The 12,376-nt window shown below is 57.4% G+C and carries 8 protein-coding genes and 1 pseudogene; 1 reads left to right on the forward strand and 8 read right to left on the reverse strand.

Going from position 1 to position 12,376, the window contains the following annotated elements; all coding sequences use genetic code 11:
• Nucleotides 1–108: 108 nt before the first annotated feature.
• The 8 genes from H7841_09965 to H7841_10000 all read right to left on the reverse strand — a co-directional run bounded on the left by H7841_09965 (nt 109) and on the right by H7841_10000 (nt 11,657).
• Nucleotides 109–792, reverse strand: a complete 684-nt coding sequence (locus H7841_09965; protein MEO5337206.1) for an SPASM domain-containing protein — start codon at nt 790–792, stop codon at nt 109–111.
• A gap of 884 nt (nt 793–1,676) precedes the next feature.
• The gene (locus H7841_09970) at nt 1,677–3,014 is read right to left on the reverse strand and encodes an aminotransferase class III-fold pyridoxal phosphate-dependent enzyme (GenBank protein ID MEO5337207.1); all 1,338 of its coding nucleotides are present in this window, start codon (nt 3,012–3,014) and stop codon (nt 1,677–1,679) included.
• A gap of 1,129 nt (nt 3,015–4,143) precedes the next feature.
• Nucleotides 4,144–4,806, reverse strand: coding sequence for a glycosyltransferase family 2 protein (locus tag H7841_09975; protein ID MEO5337208.1), 663 nt, complete (start codon nt 4,804–4,806; stop codon nt 4,144–4,146).
• Nucleotides 4,803–6,512, reverse strand: a complete 1,710-nt coding sequence (locus tag H7841_09980; GenBank protein ID MEO5337209.1) for a hypothetical protein — start codon at nt 6,510–6,512, stop codon at nt 4,803–4,805. The genes H7841_09975 and H7841_09980 overlap by 4 nt, the downstream gene beginning before the upstream one ends.
• A 72-nt stretch (nt 6,513–6,584) precedes the next feature.
• Nucleotides 6,585–7,835, reverse strand: coding sequence for a B12-binding domain-containing radical SAM protein (locus H7841_09985; protein MEO5337210.1), 1,251 nt, complete (start codon nt 7,833–7,835; stop codon nt 6,585–6,587).
• Nucleotides 7,822–9,069 carry a glycosyltransferase family 4 protein gene (locus tag H7841_09990; protein ID MEO5337211.1) on the reverse strand — a complete coding sequence of 416 codons (1,248 nt, stop codon included), beginning with the start codon at nt 9,067–9,069 and terminating at the stop codon, nt 7,822–7,824. The genes H7841_09985 and H7841_09990 overlap by 14 nt, the downstream gene beginning before the upstream one ends.
• 9 nt (nt 9,070–9,078) lie before the next feature.
• Nucleotides 9,079–10,437, reverse strand: coding sequence for a radical SAM protein (locus H7841_09995; protein MEO5337212.1), 1,359 nt, complete (start codon nt 10,435–10,437; stop codon nt 9,079–9,081).
• On the reverse strand, nt 10,434–11,657 hold the full coding sequence (locus H7841_10000; GenBank protein ID MEO5337213.1) for a glycosyltransferase: 1,224 nt from the start codon (nt 11,655–11,657) through the stop codon (nt 10,434–10,436). The genes H7841_09995 and H7841_10000 overlap by 4 nt, the downstream gene beginning before the upstream one ends.
• A 293-nt stretch (nt 11,658–11,950) precedes the next feature.
• On the opposite strand from H7841_10000, the pseudogene H7841_10005 reads away from it, so the two are divergent.
• Nucleotides 11,951–12,136, forward strand: a pseudogene (locus tag H7841_10005) (IS3 family transposase).
• The last annotated feature ends 240 nt before the right edge of the window (nt 12,137–12,376 follow it).

The following is a 12,376-nucleotide window of genomic DNA, read 5'->3' on the forward strand; positions in this document are numbered from 1 at the left end:
CCACCACGAAACCCCCACCTGAAACCCCGCCACCCCGGAATGTAGTGCTAACAAACCCGTGCCACTCCGTAACAGTCTGTTACAGAACAGCTTTTTCTCGGGCACTGTTCAAGTTGGGGTAGACAGGACCTGCGAAATGGCGTCACGGATCCCCGTTCGCCGGTAGAAAGCCTCGGTCTTATCGAAGTAGAGATTAGGGTCGTCGATCGCTGCCCAAAGCACGGTGTAGAAGCTTGCGCGGAGATCCGCGCAACTCGGATGCGGCACAGAAAAGCTCCCTGTGGTTTGATAGGTTTCACCGCGACAATCGCCTGCACACGAATACCGGTGCTCACATGTCGCGCACGTTTGATTTAAGTCATCGACCCCAGCAGCGCGAAACGATTGAAGTAACTGATGCTGGAACTGATCAAATGATTCGAATGACGGATCGCGGACATTGCCAATCTTAAATTCTGGCCGAATGGTCGCTCTACACGGAAACACGTCGCCGTCCGCTTGGACGTAGTAGTTCTTCTGAAATCCCAGGCCGCAGTGGTGGAAATAGAGCCCAGCAACGGAGCAGGCGATTAGGTTGCCGAGTGTTGAATCCCGCAACGCGTCACGGAAGCTTGGCCGCCGATGCGCTAGATCGAGCAAAATCTCGTAAAGCCGCGAGTGCCCTTGGGCAAACATATCGCGCCGCGCTGCCCTGCCGAGATGGTTGACAATGATGAACTGGAAAAACCGAACACCGAGCAGGTCGACGAGGTCGACGATCTCCTCGATTTCACCAAGGTTGTGGCTCGACACGGAAGTCGTAATCCCAACGTCGAGACCCGCAGCGCAAGCCGCTTTGATCGCGGCCACTGTGGGCCTGAAAGTGTCCCTCCCTCGCATCCATTCGTGTGAGTCCTTGGTGCAGCCATCGAGCGAGACTCGGATCCGTACATTACGGGTCCGCAGCCGCTCTATTGATGTGGCGTCAAGGAGTAAGCCGTTCGTCAGTATCTCGGCACAATACCCTGCCTGATTCACATAGTCCACGATCCTGAAGAGGTCCGGGTGGAGCAGCGGCTCTCCACCTGACAGAGCTAATGTTTTGTCGTCGAATGTCTCATCCCCTCGCGCGTCGATAATGCGGTCAACGAGAGTACAGACTTCCTCGAAGCCTAGCTCATTGCAAAGAGGCCGCGTAGAGAAATTGAAGCAGTGCTTACACCGGATGTTGCAGCCCCTCGTGAGTTCCACCAGAGCCATCTCGTCAGACCGGAACAGGCGGGGTGACTCGCGCCTTGGCGCGCAAACTCCGGCGTACGAGAGAACGCCCTTTGCGTAGAGGCTCGCAACGAATATGCGTAGGTTATCGCCATCCTCCCAAGCCAGGGAGGAAAGCCGTGCAAGAGAGCAGCCATTTTCGAGTAAATTGAACAGCGACTCGACATCACCTTCTAGGCCAATCCAGCCGGGACGGTCGGGAAAGAGTACTAGATGGCGCGCCCCTCGATCTTGGATAATTGGCTTAGCTTCGAGGCGGAGCTCACCTCCCGAGAACGATTCGAGCGGAAAGAGAAGATGCTTGGCGCGGTTTTCAGCGAAGCTCGAAGCGGGCCCGTTGTCCGACCTAACGAAAAACCGCGAGCTTTCGACGTCACACCAAGTGATGCCCCTGTTTCCGGGGTGAAGTACGCTTAAGCTCATTTACGGCTCCGTTTGCTGGCATGTAGTGGTACTCTGAAACTCCGCGCGCCAGCCTCTATCCTGTCGAAGATCGTTTCAATTTGCTCAATTGTCGTCACAAGCGGTGGCGCCACGCGAAGCGTGCGCCCTATTGCCCTTGCACCACACGACCGCTCACCCGCCCCCAACATTATCTCCAGGTAGACTCCCTCCTCGATAAGGTGAGTGCGGAAACACTCCGCCACCTCGGCCACCTTCGGCTGCAATTCCAGCCCGTGCAGGAATCCAACTCCACGCGTTTCACGGAATATTGATGGCCTCCGCGCGACGATTTCCGTGAGCCCGCGCGAAAGAATCGTGCCGAGATTGCTGACGTGCTCATGTAACCTCGATTCGGCGATGGTCCGGGCGACCGTGCGAATCACGCGACAATCGAAGGCACGGAGATCGAACGTCGCAACAGCGGCTCCTGCGCGCGGCCCAAGATGTCGCCGAGCGATCACAATCGAAGTTGGAATAATCCCCGCTCCCAGCGCCTTTCCGACGATGGTGATGTCTGACGGGACAGGCCCCTGTTCGTCGCGCATGCCGAAGAAGTCCCCTGTACGCGCGTACGTGAGCGTCTCATCAGCGACGAGGAGCGCCCCATATTTTGCACAGTACGCCGCTAGAGAACGAAGGTAGCCGGAAGGCGGCACGATAATACCTGCATCCCCCTGAATTGGCTCAACAAACACGGCGGCCAGTCTGTTACCGGCCTCGGAAAATGCCCTCTCCAGCACCTCCTCATTTCCGAACGGGATCGTCATCCGTCCGAATGCCCCACCCCGACTTGGGCGGGCGAGCGCGGCTGCGCCGCTCGTCCAGCCGTGCCATGCCCCCTCGAAGACGAGAACCGTGTCGCGACGGGATCGCTCCGATGAACCTCGATTCTCAAGATATGCGCCGACAATCGCTAGTGCCAGTTCCACGCCCTCCGAACCGGAATTACGTCCCGATGCATGATACTCTCCAAACGGAAATTGGCTGGCCCAATAGCCTTCCTTACCGAGTAGGTCGATGAGCATCCGTGAGCGTTCCGGTACAACCAGTTCGTCTGTCGCGGCACCAAATTCTAGCACGTCGGTGATGGAGCTGAGTAAGGCCGGATGTGCGACCCCGAGACTGGTTGTGCCATATGTCGATCCCGCATCTACAACGCGGAACCTCCTCCCAACGCGCCCTGCTTCAATCCGAACCAATTCAAGATAGCCAGGTCCCGCACCTGCGCAAACGAAGGGGAGACGCCCACCGTAATGATCCATATGGAGCGTTCCGGTCGCCTCAATACACTCCATTACGGCATCTTCATTCATTGTTCGATTCTCAGAGAGCATCGTTATTAGTCCCCCTCTACACGAACCGCGCCTCCGAAGTGACGGCTGCCTACTATTCGAATTCTCTCAAGCCGAATGGCCTCAAAAGTCGGTAGGTGCCTAAACACTCCAGATCGTCGCATTTCGACATCAGTTACTTGCCCAGCAAAATACAAATTTAGCAGATCAAAGTGAGTAAAGCACTGGCGGCATTTCTTGTGCCTCCACTCAAGGATGGCTCTGACGCGTTGATCATCCACTGAGGGACAAGCGATCAAACCTGAGTCACTGTGCAAATTTCCAATCTGGCCCAGATTTCCGCACGGGCATAGCTCAAGATTTCCCTGTTCGTCAGAGCTCTGAATAAACGTCGGGAGCCAGCATTTAATCTGCTTCCCCTGTTGCACTGCGGTACGCAGCGCTTCGCAGTACGCACGTGGCGGGAGGGTATCAGGAAGCTTCGTACTCGCTTCTACTATGTCGTTGAGTGCGGCAAGATGTCGGGTAGTGAATAGCCGATGTTCTTCCCCGGTGAATCGTGCAGGGAACGGAAAAACTGTAACGCCATCATGATTCTCTGCTAAGTAACGTGCGAAGGGCAGGAATTCACAAATGTTTACCGGCGTGATGACGCAATTAACCTCTACCTCGAAACCCGCGCGCCGCATTCGTTCCAGCGTGTCTAGCGTTTTGCGTGTTAATTCTTCCGCTCGTCGCCCAAACCTAAGGCTGTTAGATGACGCCGTGCGACCATCGAGCGAAAGCTGGAAGGTAAATATGGCGGGATCCAATTGATCAAGTTCCCGGTCTCCAATCAGGGTGCCGTTTGTCAAGATCTGAACAAGACCGAAACGCCGCGCCAACCTACGGGCGACTTCGAGAATCTCCGGTACAAGGAGCAACTCCCCCCCAGATAGCTTTAAGACTTGTGACCGAACCGTGCCTAGGAGTGCATCCAAGTCGCGGACCAGTTCCTCAACTGGCTTGCGACTAGGGGCTCGGCTTCCGTCGCGCGGACGCCGGATCAAATTTGCCCCCCGCCGGACGACAGTCTCGGCTTCACCGATCCAGCAATATCGGCACCGCAGGTTACAAAGGTCCGGCTCGATGACAACATTAGCAAGGAATGTCATTGTGGTTTTCGGGCATTTGCCCGCCGAAAGGCGTGGATGGCGGCTTCACCTCCGCGCTCGTACAGTACGTGCGTGGCACTGTCATGGACTCTGTATTCGGCGGTGACGGGATCTGAGAACTGGAAAAGAGAATGCAACATGGTTAGGCGCCGCCAGAGGTCGAGATCTTCCTCAAAGACGAGATCGGGGTCGAATCTAGTTTTCTCCACGCAACGACGCACATGCATTACCATTAGCGGAAGCACGCAATCAGTATTTTCTCCAAAGAGCGAACCGTGGAAAACACTGCGACGGCCGGCTTTCAACTCCCATACCGGACCGAAGACGAATTCGTGCCCCAACTCGAGGAGACGAACGCGTACAGCGAGATGGTCAGAAAGGTAGATATCGTCCGCATCCAGGTATGCGATGGCATCCCCAATTGCATCATCGAGTGCCACGTTGCGAGCAGCGCTCACACCTGCATTGTCCTGCGCTCGGCAGCGAATTCTTGTGTCACGGCGAGTGAAGTCGTTCGCGATTTCCGCTGTTCCGTCGCTTGAACCGTCGTCAACGATGAGCAGCTCCCAATCTTGATGGCTCTGAGCGAGCACGCTCTCAATCGCGTCCCTGATCGTCTCAGCAGCCATAAAGGCGGGCATGATGATGCTTACTTTCATGACTGCTCTGGATTCGGTCTACGCACAAGCCATTGACCCAGGACAAGAGCGTCCAGAGGCATCGCGCGAAATGCCTGGATAGCTTCCCTCGGCGTGTACACAATGGGCTCGTTCGCTCGATTAAACGACGTATTGAGGACCCAGGGATCGCCAACCTGTGCTTGAACGGCTTTAAGCAACGCCGCGCACATACGTTCCGGCCCGTCGGCGTAAACCACTTGCGGACGAGTCGACCCGTCAACGTGCACGACAGCCCCGAGCCTTGACCGGCTAACAAGATTGACTGGGAAGGACTTAATCATAAACCTCGCGTCGCTACAGCATCCGAAATGACGCCCCTCATGCCCCCCGAGAACCATGGGGCCGAAGGGACGCCATCGCTCTCTCGCCTTAATCCGGCTATTGAGATGGTCTCGCGTCGCCGAAGACGCTGCGCTCGCCATTATGCTTCGCCCGCCAAGCGCGCGTGGGCCGACCTCCGCAGCCCCCTGGAACCATCCAATGCATGCGCCAGACGAGATCAGATCGGCGGCAACGGAAGCGACGTCCTCTACTCTGACTCCGGTAACCCCGGTCGTTCGGAGAGCTTCTGCTACTTCGGCATCGGAAAATGCCCGGCCTGTATAGGGAAACTCTCCAAGGCTTACCGGCTGCGACTCGCATTCGATTGCGACCCGTATGGCGGCGCCTAGTGCCGCCCCCGCATCATGCGGAGTTGGAGAAATGTGTACAGCGCGATCCGGGAAGTGCCGTGCGATAAGCCCGTTTAATCGGCAATTTAGCGCAACACCTCCCGAAAGGACAATCGCGCGGTCGGCTCCGGTCAAATGACGGGCCAGTAGTGTGCACACTGCGGACTCTACATTGGCCTGGGCGAAGGCCGCCGCACGAACCGCCTCCTTGACGCTGTCTAAATTATCACGGTGGGCGAATGGAGCCTGTGTAGCTTCGATAGACGAGTCGATCCCTGGAAAGCGGTCCCGCAGAAACGGGATCCAGAATCTCTCCACAACGGCTCGCGCGTCATCAAAGCTCCCCGGCATGGATTCCAGGATGTTAGTCGGCACAATCGTGGTTAATGATTTCTCGCTCTCAATAAAAACCAACTCCGATGTTTCGGGACCGTACGCCGCGAGTCCCATGAGCTTCCCTGTACCAGCGAGACCGAGACCGAGATACCAAGCTACCGCTTCATAGAAATAGCCCAAAGAAAACCTGGCATCGTACGTCTCCAGCAATTCAAGCCGCCCACCCGACGCACGGAACACGGATGTGGATTCGGTTTCACCTTGGCCGTCCACGACGACGACGAGTGACGGCATTCCACCTGCCAGCGGGAGGCTGGCCCAAGCATGTGCCTCATGATGAGAAACAAACACCAATCTTTTTACTGGAAAGCCCTCCGGCGCACCTATGTCTCTCAACAACAGGCGCCCGATGTCTTTTGGATCTAGGCTAGGGTCGGCTCGTCGCGCAAAGCGTGGAAGGTCCCACCCGAAGGCCACCTTGTCAATTTCGCCCCAATCGACCTGGCACAGATTCAGACACTCCCGGACGGCCAGCGCGGGCGATCGGCCGGGAGCATGCTTGATACGCGCCAACCGTTCCTCTTCTACAAAGTGCTCTAGCTTGCCATTGATGAGGATACACGCGCTTGGATCGTGGAACCCCCACCGTGAAAGACCATTGAGCCCGAGGATAATCACGACTCGCCTCCCTCTTGGTCGAACTCGGCTTTGAGCGGTCCGGTAGCCTGCTTGGGGTTATAATTCCATCCCTCAGAACGTGAAATTGACAACGCCCGTATGCCGTTCGATGAATCGGCACAAGTCGTCCTCGCACAGATCCTCGCACGCGATTTCCGTGGCGCCACCGTCCTCTCGCTTGCAATCTCGCGCCGCGAGCGGCGCACCATCGAACGGGCGAATGATCCCAATTCCAACGTCCCAGTAGAGATCTCGGTTTCGCAATATGAACTTTGCTGTCTCATCGAGAGTCTCCTTGGTCTCGCCCGGAAATCCGACAAGAAACGAGGATGACACCGGCATTCCGGCCTCTGCAGCTATTCGGAGTGCGGTGTCGAGGTGCTCAACGGTGAAGCCAGCACGAGCTTCCTTCAAAATCCGATCGCTGCCCGAGATGGATCCCAGAAAAATATATTTGCAACCGGCACGGCGAAGTGCGCGGAGCATTTCGGCGTCCATGCAACGTACGTTACCAGAGCACGTCCACACAAATTCGTGTTGGGACGCCTCGATAGCACCGCACCACGCCATCACACGCGACTTATCGGTGAAGAGCATGTCCTCCTCGTTGATAAACGCATTGATTCCGTGCATCTCAACCAGATCTTCGAGCTCAGCCATGATCGACTCGATCGGACGCTTTCGGATCACTCTCCCGTAAACTTCATGCATAGCACAGAATGAGCAAGACGCAGGACATCCTCGGTACGTAAATACGAAGGAGCAGCGTCTGCATAGGAGCGCGGGGTGATCCAGCTCCTCCAGGAAAGGAATCTGCTCGAAGTCAACCAAGTCTCGCGCTGGTGTAGGCAGGAGCATTACGTTGGCAGGCTCAGGTCCGAGGACCGGGGGGGGGCAAATGCCTCGTGTTACCTCCTGAATAACCCTCAAGAGAGGCAACTCGCCTTCACCGATCACATACACGTTCACACTCGGGTCCGGAGTGCGAACCGCGCGCGGGACAGCGTATCCCCCGACAACAGTGACGGTTTCGGGAAACTGCGCCTTAATAGCGCGACAAATTTCGAGTACGAATGCGGCATTTTGTGACCACATCGTCATTCCCACGACCGCAGGCTGATCAATGGCGATGATAGACAATATCTGTTCGATGCCGTCGGCAGATTGCGAACACGACAGAATACGTGAGCCGAATCCTGCGACGCGCAGCACGGCGGCAAGCTGAGCGAGCGCGACAGGTTCCATCGGACGACCTCGATCCGAAAGGGAGTTCACCAGCAATACCGCCAGTCGATGACGGCTCATCGCGTCACCCTCGCACATGCTGTGCCTTTTCTGCTGATGGACACTGCCATAATGGCTCACTCGCTCCCGTGTCTATGGCACTGTTCCGGTCGAGCGCTGCAGCCAACACACGCTCGAACCGTTCCGCTATCGACGCCGGAGACAGACGACTCCAGGCGTCATCCGAAATACGCGTGTTCGGAAGTGGAGGAGCCGTGATCAGATTAGCTAGTGCGCGCTCAAATTCCTCGCTCTTGCAGCAATGATTAGCAGAACTTTCACCCAGAACCTCCGGGTATCCGCCGACCGGCAACGAGACCACTGGCCGTCCAGCACCGAGGAGATCCGCCATCGCCATGCTCCACAGAGGTGACCGCCGGGCAGGCGCTACGCCGAAGTGAGATTGCTCTACGAGTTCCCAGTAGGCCTCACGGGTCGGCGTCTCGATAAGTTCTACGAACGGATATTCGCGAACGCGCGCGAACGTCTGATCAGAGGAAACGTCCAGCGCCCGCCGCAACTCAGAGCGATGTTGTGTCGGTGCGGTCACGAGGACGGTAACCTGTCGCGCCGCTTGTTTAATTACCCGATCCAGACTCTGGAAAAGTTCGGCGGTTCCATAATGACTGTAGATGCGGTGATTATAGAGAATCCGCACCCCATCGCCCATCGGCATCCGGTCAACAAGGCGCCGCAACTCTGGTTCAATCGGCGGAGGGATGACCGATAGCGTGCTCTGAGGTCCGTAGGCCGCTTCGATAAGCCTACGGCCATACTCACTCCCGACAATACATGCCTCGGAGAGGCTCACCGCCATGCCAACAGCGGCCTTGATCCATGGCCCGAGTCCACCCCCACTCAGGCTGGTGTCTAGCTCTATCCCAGCACCAATTGGCTCTTCCCAAAATGGCAGATAGTGCACATACGAGACGAGCGGCACCTCCCTCCGAGCCGCCAGGAATGAGTACCCTTTCAGTTGGAGCGCAAGCTCAGGCTGGTTGCATAGCAAGACCAGGTCAGGGGCTGTCCACCAGTGGCTGGCCACACTCGCGCAATCAAAGTCCAGACGCAGACGAGCATGATACTTGCTTGCAGCGACTGGTACGGGCGCGATCTCGACGCTCGTGAAACGAGCCGCCTCTGCGGGAGCAAGGAGCAATACCTCGTGCCCGCGCGAAGCGAGCGCCTCCAGAAGCAGTTTTTGAAATACGAACCCGCTGTCCGCAAGCAGCGACTCCGCGTTGCTGACGTTCAAGAGAGAAAGAATCTTCACAGATCGCTCCTATTGCACATGCGCCCAACTCCTCAGCTCTTCCACGCGTTCGGCAACATCCGAAGATTTCACCGCAGGGTCGGACGCCAGTCGAGCAATGTCGATGAGGTGGCGCCTCGCTTCGATAAGCACCGACGCAGCCAAATGCTCCGATGGTACTTGTGGCACCGCTCCGCTGGTAGGAAGTGCACCTTCGTCGAGCAAACCGCTTCGGACGAGGTCGTCATGAAACTGAGTGCCGGGGTACGCCGTCGGAAACACCACCCCAGCCGATGCGGGCCGGACGCGTTCGATGAGTTCCGCCGTTTTGACAAGAGATCCGACCGTCTCGGTCGGCCAACCACACATGAAGAGGAGAGAGGACGCGATTCCATACCTGCGCAGCAACAGGGTCGTTGCAGAAAGTCTGTGGTCCGTTGTGCGGCCTTTCAGCAGGCGAAGGCGCAATTCCTCGTCGCCCGTTTCGACCCCTAGGTTAACGCCGACACAGCCAGCGCGCGCCATTGCGCAGATCTGCACCTCGTCAAGAAGATCGGCCCTTGTCTCGCACCACCAAGTGAAGCACAAACCACCTCGTTCGATCCCCGAGCAGAGATCAAGAGTTCTGGATGAATCTAGTGTAAATACTGCGTCGCGGAACAGCACGTGTGGCGGCAAGCCGAAATCGAGCGCATCTCCGATCTCGGCGATCACGTCCGCCGGAGCGCGCGCTTGCCACCGATTCCCCTGAACGAGTGGATATGGACAAAAATATCCGCACGGGAACGGGCACCCTCTGCTCGTGATAACTGTGAAGCAGTGTCCAAGTTTTGGATAGACGTAAGCCCCAGGCTTGAGTAGCCGGTGCAGCGGAAACGGCAGTTTTCCCACATTTGCGCCGCCTCCGGGCCACGGCGGAACGTCGGATCCGCAGAACGTGAATGGTGACGGCACCCCTTCGAGGATCGAGGGCAAATCGAAATAGCAGTCGCCCCACAGCCACTCGTCGGCCAGTTCGACGTTGAGGCGGCGAAGTGTCGGTGCCTCAATCCGCTGGATGCGAATCAGCGTTCGCACACCTGCGGCACGTATGGCACGCGCGAATAACATTGTGCTTGCAAGTGTGGGGAGATCTGCCTGCACGATCACGATGTCGGGGCGGCTCTCGAGTATACGGTTCACGGCCGAAGCACGATCCAGCGGGGCCACGGCAAAGTCGAGCAGCTCAGGCTCGAACGTCGCTTGAGCCACGGCAGCAATTTGTAGGAGATCTAGTGGCGGCAACACGTAGTCGCCAAGCGGCTCAAATCCGAGCCCCCCAGCGTAGTCGGATACGACGGATCCATCCACGGGCGGCGGAACCACCAGCGAGAGGTGTCTCCTGCTCATGTTCGACCGCTTCGCCGGCGCCAAATGTGACGCCGATAGGCCTCACGGACGTCTTCTACCTGATCCGGGCGAAACCTCGAGCTCTTGTTTTCTGGATGCCAACGATAAAAATAGAGCGGCTCGTCCACGTGTGTCAAAGGCCACCGCCACGCCGCTCGAAGTATTAGGTCATAGTCCTCGGCATACACTAGGTCCTCGGCAAACCCACCCATCTGCCGCAAGCATTCGACTCGGTAGAGGCGCGCATGCCCAACGCGAAGGAAGTTGTCGACGTTAGAAACGTCGATCCGTTCGTGCAGGTCGTCGAGCGAGCGCCGCACTTCGCTGGGAGAAACGCTTTGGCGAACCCCGGTCACGTTTCCCGCCGCGTCGATACAGTAGTGATTCGAATAGATGATGGCACTCTCGGGCGAGGCATGCGCTGCGTCACGCATCTTTTCGAGTGCTGTCGGTGCCAGCAGATCGTCAGCGTCCACGACCAGCAGATAGGGCGTTCGGCAACTCGCGAAAAGGCGATTTAGCGCCCCGGGTGTGCCGGCGTTCTCCTGTCGCACGATACGTAGCGGCACGGTTGCACGATGGGTTCGAGCCAGTTCGACTGTTCCATCCGTACTTCCATCATCCACGACAATGGTTTCCCGCGGCTCAACTGTTTGCCGCCAAATGGATTTAAGCGTTTCGCATATGGTCTCCTGAGCATTGTATGCAGCAATCCCGACGGTTACATCGAACGCCGGACGGGGCGGCATACGACTGAAATGCTCCTCAATTTGCGAAATTACTTCCTCCGGATGACACGCCACCGAGAGAAGCCCGAGATCTGGCTGCCCGAGGTGAGCAAAATCAAGGAAAACTCGCGAAAGCTTCTGAATGCGACCACCCACGAGAATGATGGGGGTCGCGTGCCGTGATTCCGCAACCTGCCGTCGCACCCAAGCCAGCGTGAACTCCGCGACTGTGCCGAGGCCTCCGTCGAAGACAACGATGGCATCGGCCTCCTCCAACAGAACTCTGAGGCGGTCGCAAAGATCAAGTTCGTGGCGCCTGTCGGTAAGGAATGCGTTCGGAGCCTTTGGATCAAAGCTCGCAATAGTGACGCCGCACGACGAGCCGCCCGAAGCTGATGCTCCTCGATTCGCCGCTTCCATTATGCCGTAGTAGCCTCCGGTCATCACGCCCCAGCCTCTTCGCGCTACTTGAGCCGCGAGTTGCTCGGCCACGATGTACTCCTGGTCGCCTGGAGAGAAATGTGACCCCCCGAAGAATGCGACAACGCGGCCCTGCCGCCATGTAGGCTGAGACTCGCCGCGTTCTGCTTGACTGGCGTAAACCACCACCCCCCCTTTCAGAGACACACGTAACGGACGATTAACCTTTAATGTGAGAGCCTCCAACATCTATCTCAAGCAAAGGGTATAATACAATCATTCTTCTATCATCAGATATTTTGGTTCAATTCGCGAAAGCCTGACAGCAGCCCCGCCGCGCCGAGTAGCGCGGATTTCGGGGGGAGCTGAAGGTCCCCACGAAACAGCCCAAGCGTGGCCGTCTCTGGCTGAATGACGGATCCTGCATCCGCCTGCGGCCCGAACAGCCCAGCCATGTCTGAGCTGACGACTTCGTGATGGATCGAACCCATGATGGGAGGGCGGTCAGGATGCTGACCTTGATCGATGAATACACCCGGGAATGGCTGGCCAAGCTTGCCGTGGGCACCCTGTTCATTGAGCCGGGCAGCCCCTGTCGTCCATACCGGCGACACTGCACGTCGTCTTGCCCAGATCAATGCCCAGAACCTCAATACCCATCGGATACTCTTCCCTTTCGTCCACGCCAAAACCGGTATCCTCAACGCCGATCCGGTGAGAAGCAGTTCATCCCATTAGGTCTCCCCAGTTTGAAGTCATCCAACGCCAGCACTAGGTACCCCCCGAATTGG

It is taken from the genome of Magnetospirillum sp. WYHS-4, assembly GCA_039908345.1.
In the GTDB taxonomy this organism is placed as follows: Bacteria; Pseudomonadota; Alphaproteobacteria; order Rhodospirillales; family GLO-3; genus JAMOBD01.